Raw genomic sequence first — 21,872 nt, 5'->3', positions numbered from 1 at the left:
CTTGCATGGGCATCACCGCTGCGGCATGACGTCCTTTATGACTCAGAACAGTAATATCCTGTGTATCGGCTCGGTCCTGTGGGACGTGATCGGACGATCGGCCAGTGCCATGCGGCAAGGCTCGGACGTGCCTGGCCGGATTACCCGCCTGCCGGGTGGTGTTGCGATGAACATAGCCATGACGCTGGTGCGTTTTGGTATGACGCCCACCCTGCTGACCGCCATTGGCCGCGACCCCGAGGGCGACGAGCTGATTCATGCCTGTTCCCGCCTCGGTATGATCACGGATCACATCTATCGCTCGCAGGACCTGCCGACCGACCGATATATGGCCGTCGAAGGTGCCAACGGGTTGATCGCGGCCATTGCCGACGCGCATTCGCTGGAAGCCGCTGGCGCTAAGATACTGCGTCCGCTGATGCACGGCCCGCTTGGCTATGAAAACACGCCCTTTGAGGGGCCCATTGCGCTTGACGGCAACCTGACCCTGAACCTGCTGGAAGAAATCGCCCAAAGCCCTGCATTTGCCCGTGCCGATCTGCGTGTTGCCCCGGCCTCGCCCGGTAAGGCCGAGCGCCTGTTGCCCTTCCTGAAACATGCCCGCGCCACGCTTTATGTGAACCTCGAAGAAGCAGGAATATTGTGCCAGCGTGAATTCACCGATTCTGAATCTGCCGCAAAGGGCCTTCTGGATCGTGGCGCACTGCGCGTGCTGGTCACCGATGGCGGCAGCTCGGCCACGGTCGGCAGTTCGGACGAAATTCTGACCCAAACACCCCCCTCCGTTCTGGTCACCCGTGTGACCGGCGCCGGGGATACCTTCATGGCGGCTCATATCGCCTCAGAATCCGGCGGCGCATCGAGTGATGAGGCTCTGACCCGCGCTCTACATGCCGCAGCAACCTACGTTTCCGGAGAAACCCCACTGTGATCGACATTCAATATTCAGCCGAGGTCCGAGCTGCCAAGGACGCGGGTCATCCCATCGTTGCGCTGGAAAGCACCATCATCACCCATGGCATGCCCTACCCGCAAAACGTCGAAGTTGCGGCGCAGGTCGAACAGGACATCCGCGATGCGGGGGCGGTTCCGGCGACCATGGCGGTGATTGAAGGCAAATTGCACGTGGGGCTCGAGCCTGACCAGTTGCAATGGCTGGGTCAGGCGCAAGGCGTTGCCAAAATCTCGCGCGCAGATATGGCGGCCTGCATCTCGACCGGTGGTACCGGAGCCACAACCGTCGCCGCCACCATGATCGCCGCGCATTATGCCGGGATCGAGGTATTTGCCACCGGCGGCATCGGTGGCGTGCATCAAGGCGCCGAAACCACGTTCGACATCTCGGCTGATCTGCACGAACTTGGCCATACTCCAGTCACTGTCGTCGCTGCCGGGGCCAAGGCCATCCTTGATCTGGCCAAAACTCTTGAGGTTTTGGAAACGCTGGGTGTGCCCGTCATCGCCCATGGCCAGGATGCGTTTCCTGCCTTCTGGTCTGCAAAATCACCCTATGCCGCCCCCCTGCGCATGGACACTCCAGAGGCTATCGCCAAGGCCCATGCAACCCGTCGCGCGTTGGGCCTGCCCGGCGGGCAGCTGGTGGCCAACCCGATCCCGATCTCGGATCAGATCCCTGCCGAAATACTGGCCCCCATCATCGCCGAGGCACAGGCTGATGCAGATGCGCATCGGATCACCGGAAAAGATGTAACGCCCTATCTGCTGCAACGTATCTTTGAAAAGACCGAAGGACGTTCGCTGACCGCCAACATTGCCCTCGTGCGCAACAATGCGCGCCTTGCTGCGGCGATTGCACGGGCACTGGCAGAACAGGGATAACGCAAGCCTATTGTGCCATGGCTACCGATTGACTACCTAAATCCCGATAACCACTCGGAACCAAGATGAATACACCGTTCGACGAAGAACCGCATCATCGCCGTCCTGGCATGCTGGCACGGCTGCGCGCATCTTTCCTGACCGGCCTCGTTGTCATTGCACCGGTCTGGCTGACGGTTTGGCTGATCTGGTCGGTAGTCGGCTGGATCGACAGTGCCGTTTTGCCACTGGTGCCTCATCAGTTCCAACCGGAACAATACGTTGGTATCAACCTGCGCGGTGTGGGCGTCGTGATCTTCCTGATCTTTACCGTGATTGTAGGGTGGATCGCCAAAGGCATTCTGGGCCGGTCCCTGATCCTGTTCGCCGAAAGCGTGGTAGATCGGATGCCGGTCGTCCGCTCGATCTATTCCGGGATCAAACAAATCTCGGAAACCGTATTTGCCCAAACCGAACGCTCTTTTGAAAAGGCTTGCCTGATCCAGTACCCCCGCCGCGGGATCTGGGCCATTGGGTTCGTCTCGACAACCGCCAGGGGCGAAATCAGCAAACGCGCAGAGACCGGAGGAGAGCTGCTCAGCGTCTTTGTTCCGACCACCCCCAACCCGACCTCGGGCTTTTTGCTGTTTTTCCCGGCGGAAGACGTAATTTTGCTGGACATGACAATTGAGGATGCCGCGAAACTGGTGATCTCGGCCGGGCTCGTTTATCCTAACGAAAAAGACCCTACGCAACCACCCGAGTGATTAACCGAACATGGTCGGCAGATCGACTGTACTGGTCTGGCCCAGATCACTCTTGTGCTTGGCCAGAAAACGATCCGCTGCCGCCCGCCCCGCCTGTTTCAGCTTGTGCAAAATAACCGGGTTGGGCACGGTTTTGGTGGCAACAGACAGGCTGCTCATCAACTCGTTATCCGCAATCATATGCACCAGAACGCGGCTCATGTCCCCGGCCTTCAGCTTGCCCTCTTTCAGAAGCCGCTGAACAAAGCTGATTGCCCGCAATTCGCGAAACAGGGAGGAATTGAAGCTGATCTCGTTGATCCGGTTCTGGATCTGCTGCGGTGTGACCGGTACCGCGTCGCGCTCCAACGGGTTGATATTCACGATCACTACGTCATCCGGCAGGTCATTGTTGAACAGCGGATAGAGCGCCGGATTACCAGTATAACCGCCATCCCAGTAGGCTTCGACCCGGTTAGTATTTGGATCAAATATCTCGACTGCCTTGAACAGGGTCGGCAGGCAAGCTGAAGCCAGAATGGCATCTGTCGAGACCTCCTCGCCAGTAAAGACGCGGATTTTCCCACTTCTCACGCAGGTGGCGCACACAAACAGGCGGGGTCCCGCATCGGCGCATACTTCCGCAAAATTGAACCTGTCCACCACCGGCTCCAGCGGATTGCTGTAGAATGGACCATAGGCATAAGGCGACACCATCCGCGACCAGGCATCACCGATTGAAAACGGCACCGAATATTCCATCGCCTGCGCGATTGCGGCCGGTTCCAACCCGCGAAACCAATTGGCTATACGCATGTCTCCAATCGCACCCATACGCCTCCAAAGCCCGTCCAGCTGCGCACGCGCACCCTCACGTCCTGAATGAACCATCCCCGATTTGAACGCCGCACCGTTCAACGCACCGGCGGATGTACCGGTGATCGCGGCAACCTCGATGTCTTCCTCATCCAGCAGTCGGTCAAGCACACCCCAGGTGAACGCCCCATGCGCACCGCCGCCCTGCAAAGCCAGATTGATCCGTACCACCGCCTTCACCCTTCATCTTTTCAGAAATACTCCGGGGGTTTGGGGGCAGCGCCCCCAAGGCCAATCACAAGGCGGTCCAGCCGCCATCGACAGAAATCGTGGTTCCCGTGATCTGCGCCGCTGCGTCCGAGCACAGGAAAATGGTTGTCCCGCCCAGTTGCTCAACCGTGGCGAATTCCTTGGAAGGTTGCCGTTCCAGAAGCACGTTTTTTACAACCTCCTCGCGGCTCATATTGTATTCTTTCATCGTGTTCGGGATTTGGGCCTCAACCAGGGGTGTCAGCACATAGCCCGGGCAAATGGCGTTGCAGGTGATAGGTTCTTGCGCGGTTTCCAGCGCAACGGTCTTGGTCATTCCCACCACCCCGTGCTTGGCTGCAACATAGGCTGCCTTGAACGGCGACGCCGTCAGGCCGTGGGCCGAGGCGATGTTCACAATACGACCCCAACCTGCCTTGCGCATCATCGGCAGCGCGGCAGCGGTCGTGTGAAAGACCGAGTTCATGTTGATCGCAATAATCGCATCCCATTTTTCCGCCGGAAACTGATCGATCGGGGACACAAACTGAATGCCCGCGTTGTTCACAAGTATGTCGCAAGCTCCGGCCTGCTCAATCAGCGCCCGGCACTCTTCGCCTTTTGACATGTCCGCCTTGATGTAACGCGCTTTGGTTCCGGTCTCTTTGGCAATCTCAGCGGCCAGCGCGTGATCTTCGTCTCGGTCCGTAAAGGAATTCAGGACAACATCAGCTCCGGCCTTCGCCAGTTCGCGCGCGACCCCCAGTCCGATGCCAGAATTAGACCCCGTGATGATTGCTGTTTTGCCGGAAAGGCTCATGACCGTTCTCCCTGAAGCGATGATTTGGTGCACAATGCCATGCTGCACCTGCAAAGAAAACGGGGAAACACACCTGCCTGAAATCCCAGCCTGACACTTCTCAAGCAGCCAAAAAAAACGCCCGCACGAAGCGGGCGTTAAGTTATTGAGGCAGGTTTCATACAGGCAAGAAACCTATCGAGCAGTGCATCCTTTATAAGCAATTCCACGCCTTCGTCCAAGCTAAAAGTTTGATAATATGAAAAATCATCACTACGGTGAATCCCAACAAAATAAGGCCAGAGCAGGATTGTTTCCAAAATGAGCCCGGATTTTCTCCGACCGTTTCGACCACTTGCGGCGGGAATCGCCAGCATTTTCATGATCTCGTCCGCCCATGCAGAATCGTCTCATGGCATAGCTATGTATGGAGACCCGGCCCTACCACCGGATTTTGTGTCCCTACCCTATGCCAACCCCGATGCGCCCAAAGGCGGCAAAGTCGTTTTCGGAAATACTGGCGGCTATAACAGCCTGAACCCGTTTTTGCAAAAAGGCACCTCGCCCTGGCAATTGCCATTTTGGACCCATGAAAGCCTGATGGGGCGATCCTGGGACGAACCTTTCACACTTTACGGGCTGTTAGCCGAATCAGTTGAGACGGCTCCCGACCGGTCATGGGTTGAATTTACCCTGCGGGAAGAGGCCCGGTTTTCCGACGGCAGCCCGGTCACGATTGACGACGTGATCTGGTCATACGAGACGCTCGGCACTCAGGGGCATCTGCGCTATCGCGGTTTTTGGGACAAAATCGACAGGATCGAACAGACCGGCCCGCGTTCGGTTCGGATTACTTTCAACGTGCCGGATCGCGAACTTGCCCTGCTCGCAGGGATGCGTCCGGTCCTCCAAAAGGCGCAGTGGAAGGACAAGAAATTTGCCGACGCCGCCTTGCACGATGTCCCAATCGGCACCGGCCCCTATGTGATCGATAGCTACGAGGCGGGGCGCTATGTGAACCTTCGTCGCAACCCTGAGTATTGGGGGCAGGATATCCCGTTCCGTCGCGGCACCATGAATCTGGATGAAATGCGGATCGAGTTCTACGGCGACGGCAGCGTCCTGTTCGAGGCCTTCAAAGCCGGCGAGCTATCAGCGGTGCGTGAGTTCAACGGCGACAAATGGGACACGCAATACAGCTTCCCCGCCGTTCAGCGCGGCGATGTCATCAAGACCGAGATCCCGCATGGCAAACCGTCAGGCATGACCGGGTTTGTGATGAACACCCGCAAAGCCCCGTTCGACGACTGGCGCGTTCGCGAGGCCCTGACGCTGGCCTTCAACTTCGAGTTCATCAACGACACGATCACTGGTGGGGCGCAGCCAAGGATCACGTCCTACTTTTCGGGCTCGGACCTGGCCATGCAGCCCGGGCCGGCCCAAGGGCAGGTAAAAGCCCTGCTGGAACCCTTTGCCTCGGATCTGATCCCCGGCACGATGGAAGGGTATGAACTGCCGAAGGGCGACGGTTCAGCCCGCAACCGCGCAAATATTCGCAAAGCCACCAAACTGTTGACCGAATCGGGCTGGACCGTTCAGGACGGGGTCTTGCGCAACACGAATGGTGACCCGTTCAAAATGACGGTCTTGCTGCAGCAGGGTGACAGCGAGATGGCGTCGGTGGTCGAGATTTATTCCCGCGCTCTGGAACGGCTTGGCATTCAGGTTACGACGGAACAGGTCGACAACGCGCAGTATGTCGGGCGCACCGGGGAACTGGATTTTGATGTTACGCCTTTCCGGCGTGCTCTTTCACTGTCTCCCGGCAATGAACAGCGTTTGTATTGGGGAAGCGAGAACGCGGACACACCCGGCACACGCAACCTGATGGGCGTGGCCTCGCCCGCTGTTGATGCGATGATTGACGCCATGCTTGTCTCGGAAACACGTGAAGATTTCACTGCTGCAACCCGCGCACTTGACCGGGTTCTGACGACTGGTCGCTATGTCATCCCGATCTGGAGTTTTGATGTCGGGCGGGTTGCCCACATCCGCGAGCTCAAGTTCCCTGAGACTGTGCCAATCTATGGCGACGGACCACAATACATGCCGGAAGTGTGGTGGTACGACGCCGGGTAATCACTTGAACATCAGGACAGCCGGGCTTTACACGACACCGGCTGTTCACCGCGGGGTGTTGGCGGACCCCTTGAAATACGCGATTCCTTTACGCTCCCTGCACGATTGGCCCCGGAAAACTACGCCTGTCGGCGGAATTCAGCACATGGCCATCACACTCAGGTCTACGTTTGGCGACAGCAGGTCGCAGCATCAGATGCAGGCCATATCGGATGCCGGATGATCCCATGAGACGCACCTTCAGCCTGCTTCGGTCAACGTCAAAAGCTGCATTGAATCGCGGTATTTAGACATAGCCCAAAGATGGAGGTCGCCTTTACAACTCGCGCGCCGGGAATACCCGGTTCCGCACCAAACAGATCTCCTGATCCGCAGGTGCTTTAAACAGTTTCAAGCCTGCCGCCCTGTTGCGGCAGGTATTGCAGAGGCACAATCTTGTAAAAGGAATGCAGTGGCATGCTGCGACATTTTGTCATGTCTTCCCTAACGGCACCCATTACGTACCCTAAAGAGGGGGAGAGCAGTCCTAAACGCTACATAAGGAAAGCTCATACATGATGAACTGGACGGATCTGACACAAGACTGGAATGCGGCCTACGCACGTGCAAAGCGGCGTTTTCCGAATTTGCGTGACCAGGACATGATGCGCGTATCAAAAGATCGTAAAGGGTTCGAAGCCTATCTGGCAGAGCGTCACCAGTTAACCATGAACGAAGCTCATGAAGAGGTCGAAGATTTCCTGTTCACCGAAGGTCTGAACAGAGAATTCTGCCGCGCGTCGCTAAGCAAGTGATGTGACCCAAAGGATTGTCGCATCTTCGTCACTGACGGAGATTACGTTATGGCCCATGCTGCCATCGTAATAGGCGCTGTCACCCCTACGCATTTCGACCGGCTCATAGAACTCGGTATAGAGCCGGACAACACCGGTCAGAACATACATGAACTCTTCGCCATCGTGGCGCACCCAGCCGTCGAATTCGTCCATGGATCGCGCCCGAACCCGCGCACGGTAGGGCAGCATGTGCTTCTTGGTCAGGGTTTCGGCCAGCAACTCATGCTCGTAGGTCGTTGTCGCGTGGGCCGCCCCTTCGCCCATCCGGGTAATCGCCATCCGTCCGATGACCTGGTCCCGCTGCGGCGGTGTGAAAAGCTGAGGCACCGAGATTTCCAACCCAACCGCAAGCTTTTTGAGCGCGTCATAGGTAGGTGACATCTGCCCGTTCTCGATCTTGCTGAGCGTCGAACGGGCCAAACCGGCCTGACTGGCGGCCTGCTCCAGCGTCCATTTCCGCGCTTTTCGCAATTCGCGCACGCGCGCGCCAAGGTCCAGCGGTTCAACTTCGGTGTGATCGCCGGAATCGCGGGCAATTCGGATCAGGGATTTGGGATCTTGGGTGCTCATGCCATTCTCTATAGGCTTGGCCAGCCGCGCTTGCAACGCGCCAGACACCGCGTTAGCCAATGGCCATGTTATCTGTCTTCGATCAGGGGGCGCCCGCGCCCTGCCCCGCACCGTTCAATCTGGCGGCGCATGTCCTTGGCCGTGCCGATCAGGTCCCTGACAAAGTGGCGTTGTCGGTACTAATGCCCCACGGCGCGCAGGACTGGACCTATCGCGACCTGCAATCTGCCGTGTTGGGCACAGGCGCGGGGTTGCTGCAATCAGGTCTGACACCCGGCGATACCGTTCTGATGCGGCTCGGCAATACGGTGGATTTCCCGATTGCCTATCTGGGCGCGATTTCAGTGGGTATCATTCCGGTGCCGACTTCGTCGCAACTGACGGAACCCGAAACCGCCAGAATGATCGACGATCTGTCCCCGGCTGCGGTTCTTCGTGATCCCGCTGTCTCATGCGCGCCTCATCCCAGACAGATCGAGTTGGATGCATTAAAGGCCATGCGCGACATTCCACCCGCCAGCTATGACCTGGGCGACCCCGAGCGCATGGCATATGTCGTCTACACCTCGGGAACCTCGGGCAGTCCGCGTGCCGTGGCCCACGCCCATCGGGCAATCTGGGCGCGGCAGATGATGGTTGATGGTTGGTATGGTCTGCGCGCGTCCGATCGGCTGTGTCACGCCGGAGCGTTCAACTGGACCTATACACTTGGCACCGGTCTGATGGACCCGTGGACCATCGGCGCAACCGCCTTGATCCCGGAACCGGGCACGGACATCTCCGCCCTGCCCGCTCTGCTCCGCCAGCATCGCGCAACGATCTTTGCGGCGGCACCGGGGGTCTTTCGAAAATTGGTGCAAGAGTATGAGCAAATCAGCTTACCTGACCTGCGCCACGGTTTATGCGCGGGGGAAAAGCTGTCGCGCGCACTGCACGAGAAATGGCTAAGCGCCACCGGTACGGAATTGTTCGAAGCCTATGGTATGTCCGAATGCTCGACCTTCATATCCTCCAGCCCGGCCCACCCTGCGCGCGGCGACGCATTGGGGCACCCGCAACCGGGCCGTCGCGTGGCCATTCTGGGCCCGGACGGCCCGGTGCCGCAGGGGCAAGAAGGCACCATCGCCATTCATCAGTCTGACCCTGGATTGATGCTGACCTACCTCAATGCACCGGATGAAGTTGAAACCCGGATGCAAGGCGAATGGTTCCTGACCGGAGATCAAGGGGCAATGGCTGTGGACGGCCAGATCAGTTATCTGGGCCGGGACGACGACATGATGAATGCCGGAGGCTACCGCGTATCCCCGGTCGAGGTCGAAGCCGCCCTGTCCCGTTTTCCCGGTATCACGCAGGTCGGCGCGGCCGCGGTCGAGGTCAAACCGGACACATTTGTGATAGGAGCCTTCTATACCGGCCCGGAAAAGCTGGACGATGCGGCCCTGCGCGCCTATGTCGAGGCCAATCTGGCACGTTACAAACAACCACGCGCCTTCATCCACCTGTCTGCGCTACCAACTGGCGGCAATGGCAAACTCCTGCGCCGGGCGTTGCCGGCCTATTTCGAGGCACCAGCCACATGACCCAGACCGTCAAGCTCGACATCCTGTCCGATCCGATCTGCCCGTGGTGCTATATCGGCAAAACGCATCTGGACAAAGCATTGGCCAATGTGCCCCAGCACCCTTTTGTCATCGAATGGCATCCGTTTCAGTTGAACCCTGATATGCCGGACGCAGGTATGGATCGTCGCGAATATCTGGAACGCAAGTTCGGTGGCAAGGACGGTGCCGTACGTGCTTATGCGCCCGTGGTTGAACACGCTGAAAACGCCGGTCTGAAGATCGACTTCGAAGGCATGAAACGCACACCTAATACACTGGATGCACATCGCCTGATCCATTGGGCCGGGATCGAAGGCAAACAGAATGCTGTCGTCGATGCGCTGTTCGATGCCTACTTCGTTCAGGCCCGCGATATCGGCGACCCCGAGGTCCTGTCCGACATTGCAGACAGTGCCGGAATGGATGCTGCGGTGGTCATGAAGCTGCTGAAATCCGACGCTGACCGCGAGGATATTCGAAACCGCGATACCCACTCACGCGAAATGGGCGTCAGTTCGGTCCCGACCTACATTGTTGCCAATCAACATGCCGTTCCGGGTGCTCAACCGCCTGAAATGTGGGAAAAAGTGATCGCTGAAATCATGTCTCAACTTGACACTTATCCTGCAGAATAGCACAGAGGTCTGTGCGAATTTCCAGTCTGGTCTAACCTGACCCGCCATGGTAGCGCGAACAGGTTAGGAGTGCTTCATGGCCAACCGAATGTCGAAGGCGGAATTCATTGCGCTGATCGCAATGATGTTCGCCACTATCGCGTTTTCGATCGATTCAATGCTGCCCGCCCTGCCCGAAATCGGCGCGCAGCTCAGCCCTGATGACGTCAATCGCGCCCAACTGATCCTGACGTCCTTCGTTGTGGGAATGGGCATCGGTACATTCTTTACCGGCCCGCTATCGGATGCGCTGGGGCGTAAGCCGGTGATGTTTTGCGGAGCGCTTTTGTACATTGCGGCTTCGGCTGTTGCCTGGGCCAGTTCTTCGCTGGAACTGGTACTGATTGCGCGTGTTGTGCAGGGTCTGGGCGCTGCCGGGCCACGTGTCGTGGCGATGGCCATCACGCGTGACTTGTATTCGGGCCGGGAAATGGCACGCATCATCTCGATTGCCATGATGATCTTTACGTTGGTACCAGCAGCGGCTCCGATGCTGGGCGCTGGTGTTATCGCCCTCTTCGGCTGGCGCGGGATCTTCGTGTCCTTCATCCTGTTTGCTCTGATCGTCGTATTGTGGATGAGCACACGACTTCCCGAATCTCTGGCTGTCGAGGACCGCCGTCCCTTCCGTCTGCATCTGATGATTGCGGCTGTGAACGAAATGTTTGCGCATCCGACTGTGCGCTTGTCTATCTTCGTGCAAACCTTGTGCATGGGGACCTTGTTCACTATGCTGACTATGGTGCAACCGGTCTATGATGTGATCCATGATCGGGCCGACAGCTTTCCCTTCTGGTTCGGATTTGTCGCCCTGATGTCAGGTTCGGCCAGCCTTTTGAACGCGGCTTTGGTGGTGCGTGTCGGGATGCGCCGGATGGTGACTTTTGCCTTCGGCGCGCAGATTGCCATCACGTCTGTCGTCATCATCCTGAACATGGCGAACCTTTCACCCGATATGTCATTTGCCCTGTTTGTCTTCTGGCAGACGATGGTCTTTTTCATGGCTGGTGTAACCATCGGCAATCTGAATGCCATTGCCATGGAACCCATGGGCCACATCGCGGGCATGGCCGCGTCGGTTGTCGGGTCGATCTCAACCGTACTGGCCGCGGCAATCGCCGCGCCAGTCGGGTTGCTGTTCAACGGATCCATCGCGCCGTTGACGATTGGTATTCTGTGTATGTGCATTCTGGCATTCAGCCTGATGATCCACATGGGTCGCATCGAAGAACGGCTGCCAGCCTGACCTGTGAATCTCGGGTGAAACACGCTATCCTACCCCGAACTTAGGGGGAGGAACTGTGATGAACGATTACTACGATCTGGGCAGCTATTCCTGCCCGGTTTCCACTTCCAGCCCCGAAGCTCAGCTGTGGTTCGACCGCGGGCTGAACTGGACATACGGCTACAATCACGAAGAGGCGGTAGCCTGTTTTCAACGCGCGGCCGAGCATGATCCGAATTGCGCAATGGCCCATTGGGGTGTCGCCTATGCAGCCGGTCCCAATTACAACCTCCCGTGGGACCTGCTGGATGAGAAGGGTCAGGAAGAAGCGCTGGCACAGGCTTACGACGCGATGCAAAAAGCCCTTGGTCTGCTCGCAGGGTGCACTGCCGTCGAACAGGCCCTGATTCAGGCCCTGCCTGCGCGTTACCCGCAACGTGATCCGGTTCAGGACATGCACCAATGGGACCACGGTTTTGCCGACGCGATGCGCGCGGCATTTGCGGCGCACCCGGACCACCTCGACTTGCGTACCATCTATGTCGAAGCGCTGCTGAACCTGACGCCATGGCAGATGTGGGATCTGAAAACGGGCCAACCCGCCCAGGGCGCGGCAACGAAGGAAGCGCAAGATGCGCTTGAATGGGCCATGGCGAACGATCCGGCTGCGATGTCACACCCGGGCCTGCTGCACCTCTATGTTCATCTGATGGAGATGTCTCCAACACCAGAAAAAGCCCTGAAAGCAGGGGACATCCTGCGCACATTGGTTCCAGATGCAGGCCACTTGGTACATATGCCGACACATATCGATGTGCTCTGCGGACATTACCACAACGTTGTGCACTGGAACGAAAAAGCCTCGGAAGCCGACCTGAAATATTACGAGCGCGAAGGCGCGTTCAACATTTACACAGGCTATCGCCAGCACAATTATCACTTTGCCATCTACGGTGCGCTTTTTCTTGGACAGATGGAACCGGCCCTACGTGCCAATCAGGGATTGTGGGATACAACACCCGAAGAGTTGCTGCGCATCGAAAGCCCCCCGATGGCCGATTACTTCGAAAGCTACATGTCCATGGGCCCTCACATCCTGATCCGGTTTGGCCGCTGGGACGAGGCCAAGGCACTGGAACTGCCCTCAGACCCAGACCTGTTCCGCACCCTGACGGCCACGACATACTACGCGCGCGCCATCGCTCATGCAGCAACCGGTGATATCGCCAATGCCGAGGCCGAAGAAAATCTGTTTCTTGCCGCCAAAGAATGCGTTCCGGAAACACGCAGGCTGCACAACAACCGTGTGATTGACCTGCTGGAAATTGCGCGGGAAATGCTGCGCGGTGAGATCGAGTACCGCAAAGGCAACTTGGAAATCGCGTTTGCCCATCTGCGCCGCTCGGTCGAGCTGGACGATACCTTGCCCTATGACGAACCCTGGGGATGGATGCAGCCCACCCGCCACGCGCTTGGGGCACTTCTATTCGAGCAAGGACGGCTGGCCGAAGCGGAAGAAGCCTATCGTGAAGATTTGGGCTTTGGCGGCACGCTAAGTCGCGCCTCGATACATCCTGACAACGTCTGGAGTTTGAAGGGCCTTTACGATTGTCTAAAGGCACGCAGCGAACAGGTCGAAGTCCTGCAGATCAAACAACGGCTTGACCTGGCGTTGGCCCGTGCCGACCGCATGGTGGCTGCGTCCTGCTTCTGCGCGCAGGCGGCAATGCGTAGCTAAAGTGTCCTGATCGTGCTGACGCACGATGCCTCCGGCGGGGATATTTTTAGCCAGATGAAGCAGGGATCCGCTTCTTCATCTGGCCATAAATATCCCGGGGGAGATGCGCGGAACGCGCAGCGGGGGCAGAGCCCCCTCTCACATCTCAACCTGCTTTGACCTTTTTTTGCGCCGCGACCACTTTTTCAGCGAGATCCCGGGCAATTGCAAAAGCCCCTTTGATCTTGTCACTGTCTTTTTTCCAGTCCCGGCGCACGACGATCTTGTTGTCTTTGACCTTGGCCATACCACGTTGATTTTGAATGAACTCAACCAGTCCCTGCGGCGAGGCGAATTTGTCATTGTGGAACTGGATGGTCGCACCTTTCGGCCCACCGTCGAGCTTTGCGATCCCGGCGCGTTTACACATGGCCTTGATCCGCACAACCAGCATCAAGGTATTCACCTCTTTCGGCAATTTGCCAAATCGGTCGATCAATTCCGCAGCAAAGCCCTCCAGTTCGACCTTTGTCGATAGAGACGACAGGCGGCGATAGAGCCCCAAGCGCACATCCAGATCTGGCACATAGTTTTCGGGGATCAGAACCGGCACACCCAGATTGATCTGCGGAGCCCATTGATCGTCCGCATCCGACAACCCCTCCATCTCGCCGGCTTTGATCTTGGCAATCGCCTCTTCCAGCATGGATTGGTAAAGCTCATAGCCCACATCGCGCATCTGGCCGGATTGTTCTTCACCCAACAGGTTGCCCGCACCACGAATGTCAAGATCCTGCGAGGCCAGAGTGAACCCGGCCCCCAACGTGTCCAGCGAGCCCAGAACACGCAGGCGTTTTTCGGCGGCAGCGGTCAGTTTCTGGCGCGGTTTGGTGGTCAGGTAAGCATAGGCACGGGTTTTCGAGCGCCCAACGCGACCCCGGATCTGATAGAGCTGGGCAAGGCCAAACATGTCCGCACGGTGCACGACCATCGTGTTTGCGGTCGGGATGTCCAGCCCGCTTTCGACAATGGTTGTGGCCAGCAGCACGTCGAATTTCCCGTCATAAAACGCGTTCATCCGATCATCGAGCTCACCCGCTGCCATCTGGCCATGGGCAACCACGTAAGTGAGCTCAGGCAGTTGATTTTTCAGAAATTCTTCGATCTCAGGCAGGTCCGAGATGCGCGGTACAACATAGAAACTTTGCCCCCCACGATAGTGTTCACGCAGCAGCGCTTCTCGGATTGTGACTGCATCAAACTCGCTGACATAGGTGCGGATTGCCAGTCGGTCGATTGGAGGTGTTCCGATAATCGACAGGTCGCGCACGCCGGTCAACGACAGTTGCAGCGTTCGCGGGATCGGTGTCGCGGTCAGGGTCAGCACGTGAATGTCTGAGCGCAGCTGTTTCAGCCGTTCCTTATGACCCACGCCAAAATGCTGTTCCTCGTCAATGATCAGAAGCCCCAGATTGTTGAACCGTATGTTCTTGGCCAAAAGCGCGTGCGTTCCGATCACGATGTCCACTGTCCCGCGGGCCAGCCCGTCACGGGTTTTTTGGGCTTCTTTCGCCGAAACAAAGCGTGACAATTGCCGCACCTCCAGCGGGAACCCCCGAAAGCGTTCCCTGAAACTCGCGGCATGCTGGCGGGCCAGCAGGGTGGTGGGCGCTACAACCGCAACCTGAACGCCCGACATGGCTGCGACAAATGCGGCACGCATGGCAACCTCGGTCTTGCCAAAGCCGACGTCACCGCAGATCAGACGATCCATTGGTGCGCCGGAATGGATATCTTCCATCACATCCGAGATCGCCCGCAACTGGTCTTCGGTTTCCTGATACGGGAATCGCGCGCTGAATTCCTCCCACGCGTGGGGCGGCGGATCCATGACCGGGGCTTTGCGCAGCGCGCGTTCAGCGGCGATGCGGATCAGCTTATCGGCCATCTCGCGGATGCGCTCTTTCAGCTTGGCCTTCTTTGCCTGCCACGCGCCGCCGCCCAAACGGTCCAGCAGACCTTCGTCATGTCCGTATTTCGACAGCAATTCTATGTTTTCGACCGGCAGGTACAGCTTTGCCCGCTCGGCATATTCCAGCAACAGGCATTCATGGGCAGCACCGGCTGCGGTGACGACCTCCATGCCCATGTAACGACCTATGCCGTGATCCACGTGTACAACCAGATCACCGGGGCTGAGTGATTGGGTTTCGGTCAGAAAGTTCTCGGCCTTGCGGCGTTTTTTGGGCTGACGGATCAGCCTGTCGCCCAGCACATCCTGTTCAGCGATCACCGTTAGATCAGGAGTTTCGAACCCATGCTCCAACGCCCAGACGGCAAGGTGCAAGCCGCGTTTTCCAATGCGGGTGCCATTGGCCACATGTATCGCCTCGGCCAACCCTTCGTCTTCGATCAGGCCGGTCAGGCGTTCCCGCGCGCCATCGGAATATGAGGCGATCAGCACCGGTCCTTTGTCGAGCTTTGCAGTGATGTGACTGGCCAAAGCACCGAACAAGCTGATGCTTTCCTGCTGGCGTTCCGGTGCAAAGTTGCGTCCGATACGTCCGCCCGCGTCTATGACACCGGGGCCAGAGGCTTGCGGCAGCGGGCTGAACTGCAAAACCCGACGATCCGCGACCGCCGCCTCCCAGGCGGTATCGTCAAGATACAACAACCCCGGAGGTGTGGGTTTATAGACCGTGTCCATACGGGATCGGTTTTCCAGCGCCAGTCGCCGGGTTTCGTACTGATCGGCAATCGTATCCCAACGCGCCAGACGCGCGGGCGTCACCTGATCATCGACAGTGATCACCGCATCCGGCAAATAGTCGAATAACGTCTCAAGTTTTTCGTGGAAGAACGGCAGCCAATGTTCGATCCCCTGATGTTTGCGGCCCGCGCTTACGGCCTCATACAATGGGTCATCTGTACCGGCGGCACCAAACTCGATGCGATAGTTCTGACGGAACCGGGTTATGGCGGCCTCGTCCAGGATGACTTCGGACACCGGTGCAAGTTCAACGATGTCCAGCTTTTCGGTTGTTCGCTGGGACGCCGGATCAAAGCGTCGCGCACCGTCCAGAACGTCACCGAACAGGTCCAGCCGAACCGGGCCCGTCTCTCCCGGAGGGAAGATGTCGATAATGCCGCCACGGATGGCGTAATCGCCGGGTTCCATCACCGTTGGACTTTGTGTGAACCCCATACGCACCAGAAAGTTTCGCAGAGCGGTTTCATCTATGCGATGGCCAACTCGGGCAGTAAACGCCGCCTCTCGCAAAACCTCTCGTGCCGGGACGCGTTGGGTCGCGGCGTTCAGCGTGGTCAGCAATACATACTGTTGGGGCATCTGGTGAACCAGCGCCGCCAGTGTGGCGACGCGCGCCGCCGAGATATCCGCATTGGGCGAGACCCGATCATAAGGAAGGCAATCCCAGCCCGGAAACACAAAGACAGGCATCTGAGGCGCAAAGAACGCCAGTGCGGAACGCATCGCTTCCATCCGCTTGTCATCGCGTGCGACATGGGCCACCGGCCCCTTGCTGCGGGCAATCTCGTTCAGCACCAGCTGCGCGTCAAACCCTTCGGGGGCGCCGCCAACTGTCACGTGGTTCGGAGCCTTCATCGCCTCGCCTTTCAGAATCTTCTATCCCAGAACGCCAATCGAAAGGTTCTGATACATGCCCCAGAACGAAGTGACCAGTATCGAGATCATGCCAATGATCTGGGTATACAGTCGGCAGCGGGAAATTGTTTTTGAGACAGTTTCAAGCGTCAATTCCTGCCGCCGAAGACGCCTTGCATGCACGATATTGATCAAAAGCACCAAGGTCATTGGGAACAAAAGTAAAAACAGGGCCTGCGCGAATTCGACGTCATAATAGAACCCAAGCGTGGCCATCCCGGTAAACAGAAAACACCCAAACGCCAAAAGGATGGTGCCAGACATCTCGACAATCAGCAGAATCCGATTTGTATGGATGCGAACGATGTCGAGCAGATCGGTTTCGACCTGACCTCCGATCCGGCGGGCACGGACAACCAGATCATATGGGATGCCCATCACCCAGTGGCTGGCCGACGACCAGAGTACCGCCAGTACGATCCAGAACCACAGATTCGAAAAGCTGCGCATGTCGATGAGTTCAAAGATCGAAGAGTACCAGTCCAAACCCAACCCTTTATTCACACTACTCAGGGGGGTTCCATCTAGGCGCGCGTCCATTGATACCCTTGAGACCTTTGTGAATTCATGCCACCCAATGCACGAATGTTCAAGGAGAACGCGCCATGAAACCGACCATTGCCCCATTTCCCATGACCCGCTTTCGCCGCGCCCGTCAATCACAGGCAATTCGTGCGCTGGTGCGTGAGAACACTCTGACAACGGATGACCTGATCTGGCCGGTTTTCGTACGCGATGGCGAAGGCATTGAAGAGCCCGTGCCCTCGATGCCTGGTGTGGTTCGCAGATCGGTTGACCTGATTGCCAAAGCGGCGGTCGAGGCCCAGGCCCTTGGGATTCCTGCGATTTGCATCTTTCCCTACACCGACCCGGCACTGAAAACCGAAGACTGTGCCGAGGCATGGAACCCCGACAACCTGTCAAACCGGGCCATTCGGGCAATCAAGGCAGCGGCTCCGGACATTGCCGTAATGACGGATGTGGCGCTTGACCCGTATAACATCAACGGTCACGACGGATATGTCGTTGACGGCGAAATCGTCAACGACCAGACCGTCGAGGCACTGGTAAAGATGACGCTGGCACAGGCCGACGCCGGTGCGGATATCATCGGCCCGTCGGACATGATGGATGGCCGGATCGGGGAAATGCGTCGCGCGCTGGAAGGTGCAGGCTATCACAACGTGATGATCCTCAGCTATGCCGCAAAATATGCCAGTGCGTTTTACGGACCCTTTCGCGACGCGGTCGGTGCATCGGGGGCCCTGACGGGCGACAAGAAGACATACCAGATGGACCCCGCAAACTCGGACGAGGCTTTGCGCCTGATCGAACGCGATCTGACTGAAGGCGCGGATATGGTGATGATCAAGCCGGGCATGCCATATCTGGATATCTGCCGCCGCGTGAAAGACAGTTTCGGTGCGCCGACATATGCCTATCAGGTATCGGGCGAATACGCGATGATTCAGGCCGCAGCTCAGAACGGCTGGATCGATGGCGAGAAGGTGATGCTAGAAAGCCTTCTGGCCTTCAAACGCGCCGGTTGCGATGGAATTCTGACCTATTTCTCTCCTCAGGTTGCGCGCATCCTGCAGGGATAAAGCCCGCAAGTTTCGCGATATTTCGCCGATAAGATTGCCCGATCGGGCAGCTTTCCCGTGACACATCGCCCTGATCGGCGTATCCTTGCCGCCAAGACCGGGATCACCCGGCATATCAGGCACAGTTACAGAGATATAAAACCATGAGCAGTTCCAACTCCCCCCGACTGAATCGTCGCGGCTTTGCCTTGGGCATGGCAGGTCTGAGCTTGACCGCCGCCTGCGGCAACGGTGTCGGCAATTCCAACGCAGCAACAATCGATGCCCGTGTCGACGCAACGCTGACCGAGATGTACAGCCGCTATCCCAATACGGTTGAAATTGCGAACAAGGCCAACGGCATGCTGGTCATGCCGCTGATTACCGAAGCCGGTTTCGTGTTCGGTGGCGGTTACGGTCGCGGCGCACTGCGCATCAGCGGTGCAACAGTTGACTTCTACTCGGCGGTCAAGGGCACGGCCGGGCTACAGATCGGCGCGCAGCAATATGCGCATGTTCTGTTTTTCATGACCGAAGACGCCCTGAACGATTTCCGTCGTTCCAGTGGTTGGACAGCCGGAGCAGATATTGGCTATGTGGTCAGCGATCAGGGCGATTCCCTGTCGACAGACACAACGACGCTGCGCTCACCCGTTCTGGCCGCCATCTTCGGACAGGCTGGGCTTCAGATCGGTGCGACCGTGGAAGGCACGAAATATACCCGCATTATTCCATAACTCGGGCTTCCCACTTCTTCTGACAAACCCCATCACAGCGGAATGCTGCGGTGGGGTATTTGTTTTCATCCTTTCTGCACAGGTTCTTGCCGCGTTCCTCTTTCGGTTGGACCCGCCATCCACTAATCTCCGCGCAACCTTCATGTACTAGAATTTGGGGCAGTAATGGGTCTTGTTTTCCGCTGGCTGGTGCGCATCGTGTCGGGTCTGATCATGCTGATCCTCGCCGCAATGGGCCTTGTCTATTTTCTGGCCAGCCAATCCCTGCCGGATTATGACCAGACGCTCGAAGTCAACGGGTTGACCGCACCGGTTGAGATCGTGCGCGACACCGCCAATGTGCCGCACATTCTGGCCCAAAATGACCCGGATGTATTTTTCGGTCTTGGATATGCCCACGCGCAGGATCGATTGTGGCAGATGACAGTCATGCGCCGCACTGCACAGGGCCGCTTGTCCGAGATCTTTGGACCGCGCACCCTGCGCGTTGACAAGCTGCTGCGCCGGCTGGATCTGTACGGCCTTGCCCATCGCTCGGTCGAAGTGCAGGACGACTATACCAAGGCTGCCCTTCGTGCTTATGCGGCCGGGGTCAACGCACGCCTGACCGAGATCAACGACGAGGCCTTGGGGCGCGGCGCGCCTGAGATGTTCCTGTTCAATGCACCCGTCTCGCCCTGGCAACCGGGTGACAGTATTGCCGTGATCAAGCTTATGGCACTGCAACTGTCCGGTCACCTGACAGACGAGGTTCTGCGGGCGCGTACGTCTTTGATGCTAAGCAACCCTGACAGACTGGCAGACATTCTGCCCGATGTTCCCGGCCCCGGCATTGCTGCGCTGCCTGAATACGCTTCGCTGTTTCCCAACCTGCCGCGCTATGCCGCTGGTACAAGTTTTCCCGAAACGCCTCTGTCACCCCTTCCCAAACGCGGGCTGGCGGGCGCATCAAACGCCTGGACCGCTGCGCCTTCGCGCTCGGCAAGCGGTGGGACGTTGCTGGCCAACGACCCACATCTGGGCTTCACAGCACCCGGCGTGTGGTATCTGGCGCATCTTGGTCTGGCAAAGGGAAGCGTCATTGGGGCCTCGATCCCAGGTATTCCCGCAATCATGACCGGCCGCAGTGACCGTTTGGGTTGGGGGGTGACGTCGTCCTATCTTGACGATCAGGACATTCATATTGAGCAGCTGAACCCGGAAAACCCCGAAGAATACCTGACCCCGGATGGCTATAAGGAGTTCCAGACCCGTCCTTCGATCATTGAAATCAAAGGGGAAGCTCCGGTTACACTGACGCTGCGCTGGACTGAGAACGGGCCTGTGTTGCCCGGTACGGATTACAAGCTGGAAACCATCACACCGCCGGGCCATGTTGCGTCTTTGTCCTGGACTGCGCTCAGCCCGCAAGACACTTCGATGACGGCGTCCATGGCCCTGATGAACGCGGACAACGTGCAGGACGCCGTAACCGTGGCGCGGCAATTCATTGCGCCCTCGCAAAACCTGTCACTGGTCGACAAAATGACAATAGGGATGAAACTGATTGGCGCCATGCCCCGGCGTGATCTGCAAAACCAAAGCCGCGGACGCATTCCGACACCCGGCTGGATCGAGGCCAATCGCTGGCAAGGTCGCCTTCCCTACGCCAACAACCCGGAATTCGTGGCCCCTGTCGGCGGTGTTCTAGGCAACACCAACAACAAGATCATCGACCGCCCGTTCCCGGATCATGTGTCCTACGAATGGGGCGACACTCAGCGCGTGCATCGCTGGGAACGTCTGATGCAATCGCGTGAGGTGCATACCCGCGATAGTTTCATCGAAGCGCAACTGGATACGGTCAGTTTCACCGCGCGCTCTCTGCTGCCGTTGATCGGCGCTGACCTTTGGTACACCGGTGCCTCGGCCCCCGAAGGGACGCCCGAACGACAGCGCCAGATTGCGCTGTCGCTGCTGGCGGACTGGAACGGCGAGATGAACGAGCACCTGCCCGAACCGCTGATCTATGCAGCCTGGGTGCGGGCGCTTCAGATCCGCCTGATTTCGGACGAGCTTGGGCCGCTGGCCAGCGAATTCAAACATGTCGAGCCCCTGTTCATCGAACGGGTCTATCGTGACATTGATGGCGCCGGTGTCTGGTGCGATGTACGACAAAGCGCGCCGGTTGAAACCTGTACCGAAATGGCACGACTTGCGCTGGATGACGCGCTGATCTGGATCACCGAACGCTACGGCAGCGCACTGGAATCCCTGCGCTGGGGTGATGCCCATCAGGCAACCCACGACCACCCGGTTCTGGGGAACGTGCCTATACTTCGGTATTTTGTGAACATTCGCCAATCGACCAGTGGCGGCGACAACACCTTGCTGCGCGGGCGCACGTCGGGCGAAGGGCTCGACCCGTTTCAGAACGTCCACGGGGCCGGGTATCGCGGTGTGTATGACTTTGCCGATCCCAACAGCTCGGTTTTTATCACCGCTACCGGCCAATCGGGCCATTTCCTGTCGCGCTATTACGACGATCAGGCGCAGCTGTGGCGGCGTGGCGAGTATATTCCCATGTCGCTGGACCTTGACCTTGCCCGCGCCGCTGCTGTCGGAGTGACCAATCTGATCCCACGTTAAGCATCAGGGTTTCGGCGACTCCCCGCCCCTTTTTGCCCGGACCGTG

The 21,872-nt window shown here is 58.1% G+C and carries 18 protein-coding genes; 12 read left to right on the top strand and 6 right to left on the bottom strand.

The window, feature by feature from the left end:
- Positions 1–37 precede the first annotated feature (37 nt).
- The 3 genes from ACR0DS_RS05580 to ACR0DS_RS05570 all read left to right on the top strand — a co-directional run bounded on the left by ACR0DS_RS05580 (position 38) and on the right by ACR0DS_RS05570 (position 2,585).
- Positions 38–931: a PfkB family carbohydrate kinase gene (locus ACR0DS_RS05580; RefSeq protein WP_480480723.1), complete on the top strand. Its 894-nt coding sequence runs from the start codon at positions 38–40 to the stop codon at positions 929–931.
- Positions 928–1,839: a pseudouridine-5'-phosphate glycosidase gene (locus ACR0DS_RS05575; protein ID WP_480480721.1), complete on the top strand. Its 912-nt coding sequence runs from the start codon at positions 928–930 to the stop codon at positions 1,837–1,839. Before ACR0DS_RS05580 ends, ACR0DS_RS05575 begins: the two co-directional genes overlap by 4 nt.
- A 65-nt stretch (positions 1,840–1,904) precedes the next feature.
- Positions 1,905–2,585 (top strand): DUF502 domain-containing protein, encoded by a 681-nt coding sequence (locus tag ACR0DS_RS05570; protein ID WP_267365243.1) that lies wholly within the window; start codon positions 1,905–1,907, stop codon positions 2,583–2,585.
- Here the strand turns inward: ACR0DS_RS05570 and ACR0DS_RS05565 are convergent, their stop codons facing one another.
- From ACR0DS_RS05565 to ACR0DS_RS05555, 3 genes are all read right to left on the bottom strand, one after another.
- Complete coding sequence (locus tag ACR0DS_RS05565) at positions 2,586–3,611, bottom strand: patatin-like phospholipase family protein (protein ID WP_480481663.1); 1,026 nt, start codon at positions 3,609–3,611, stop codon at positions 2,586–2,588.
- Between the two features lie 64 nt (positions 3,612–3,675).
- A complete protein-coding gene (locus ACR0DS_RS05560; protein ID WP_480505001.1) occupies positions 3,676–4,449 on the bottom strand; it encodes a 3-hydroxybutyrate dehydrogenase in 774 nt (257 codons plus the stop codon).
- Positions 4,450–4,586: 137 nt separating this feature from the next.
- Complete coding sequence (locus ACR0DS_RS05555; RefSeq protein WP_480493162.1) at positions 4,587–4,811, bottom strand: hypothetical protein; 225 nt, start codon at positions 4,809–4,811, stop codon at positions 4,587–4,589.
- Here ACR0DS_RS05555 and ACR0DS_RS05550 point away from each other — a divergent pair.
- Together ACR0DS_RS05550 and ACR0DS_RS05545 are read left to right on the top strand one after the other, a co-directional pair.
- The gene (locus tag ACR0DS_RS05550; protein ID WP_480557966.1) at positions 4,750–6,567 is read left to right on the top strand and encodes an extracellular solute-binding protein; all 1,818 of its coding nucleotides are present in this window, start codon (positions 4,750–4,752) and stop codon (positions 6,565–6,567) included. The two genes, ACR0DS_RS05555 and ACR0DS_RS05550, sit on opposite strands and share 62 nt — an antisense overlap.
- A 554-nt stretch (positions 6,568–7,121) precedes the next feature.
- Entirely contained in the window at positions 7,122–7,361 is a 240-nt protein-coding gene (locus ACR0DS_RS05545; protein WP_209503780.1) for a hypothetical protein, read from the top strand.
- Here the strand turns inward: ACR0DS_RS05545 and ACR0DS_RS05540 are convergent.
- Positions 7,350–7,973, bottom strand: coding sequence for a helix-turn-helix domain-containing protein (locus tag ACR0DS_RS05540; protein ID WP_209503779.1), 624 nt, complete (start codon positions 7,971–7,973; stop codon positions 7,350–7,352). The genes ACR0DS_RS05545 and ACR0DS_RS05540 overlap by 12 nt on opposite strands.
- 65 nt (positions 7,974–8,038) lie before the next feature.
- On the opposite strand from ACR0DS_RS05540, the gene ACR0DS_RS05535 reads away from it, so the two are divergent.
- From ACR0DS_RS05535 to ACR0DS_RS05520, 4 genes are all read left to right on the top strand, one after another.
- Positions 8,039–9,556: a class I adenylate-forming enzyme family protein gene (locus ACR0DS_RS05535; protein WP_480557968.1), complete on the top strand. Its 1,518-nt coding sequence runs from the start codon at positions 8,039–8,041 to the stop codon at positions 9,554–9,556.
- On the top strand, positions 9,553–10,212 hold the full coding sequence (locus ACR0DS_RS05530; protein ID WP_480537984.1) for a DsbA family oxidoreductase: 660 nt from the start codon (positions 9,553–9,555) through the stop codon (positions 10,210–10,212). Before ACR0DS_RS05535 ends, ACR0DS_RS05530 begins: the two co-directional genes overlap by 4 nt.
- A gap of 76 nt (positions 10,213–10,288) precedes the next feature.
- The gene (locus ACR0DS_RS05525; protein ID WP_480557970.1) at positions 10,289–11,497 is read left to right on the top strand and encodes a multidrug effflux MFS transporter; all 1,209 of its coding nucleotides are present in this window, start codon (positions 10,289–10,291) and stop codon (positions 11,495–11,497) included.
- Positions 11,498–11,555: 58 nt separating this feature from the next.
- Positions 11,556–13,214, top strand: a complete 1,659-nt coding sequence (locus ACR0DS_RS05520) for a hypothetical protein (protein ID WP_480557972.1) — start codon at positions 11,556–11,558, stop codon at positions 13,212–13,214.
- Between the two features lie 145 nt (positions 13,215–13,359).
- On the opposite strand, the gene mfd is transcribed toward ACR0DS_RS05520, so the two are convergent.
- Positions 13,360–16,818 (bottom strand): transcription-repair coupling factor, encoded by a 3,459-nt coding sequence (mfd, locus tag ACR0DS_RS05515; protein ID WP_480557974.1) that lies wholly within the window; start codon positions 16,816–16,818, stop codon positions 13,360–13,362.
- 21 nt (positions 16,819–16,839) lie between these two features.
- Complete coding sequence (locus ACR0DS_RS05510; RefSeq protein ID WP_480481661.1) at positions 16,840–17,364, bottom strand: component of SufBCD complex; 525 nt, start codon at positions 17,362–17,364, stop codon at positions 16,840–16,842.
- 119 nt (positions 17,365–17,483) lie between these two features.
- Between ACR0DS_RS05510 and hemB the strand changes: the two genes are divergently transcribed.
- The 3 genes from hemB (at position 17,484) to ACR0DS_RS05495 (ending at position 21,826) form a co-directional block, all read left to right on the top strand.
- Positions 17,484–18,482 (top strand): porphobilinogen synthase, encoded by a 999-nt coding sequence (gene hemB, locus ACR0DS_RS05505; protein WP_267365852.1) that lies wholly within the window; start codon positions 17,484–17,486, stop codon positions 18,480–18,482.
- Positions 18,483–18,625: 143 nt separating this feature from the next.
- Complete coding sequence (locus ACR0DS_RS05500) at positions 18,626–19,198, top strand: lipid-binding SYLF domain-containing protein (RefSeq protein WP_209503773.1); 573 nt, start codon at positions 18,626–18,628, stop codon at positions 19,196–19,198.
- Between the two features lie 165 nt (positions 19,199–19,363).
- Positions 19,364–21,826 carry a penicillin acylase family protein gene (locus ACR0DS_RS05495; protein WP_480557976.1) on the top strand — a complete coding sequence of 821 codons (2,463 nt, stop codon included), beginning with the start codon at positions 19,364–19,366 and terminating at the stop codon, positions 21,824–21,826.
- Positions 21,827–21,872: the final 46 nt, after the last annotated feature.

This window comes from Ruegeria sp. AF5, assembly GCF_056541905.1.
This window is presented reverse-complemented; position numbering and strand designations above follow the sequence as displayed.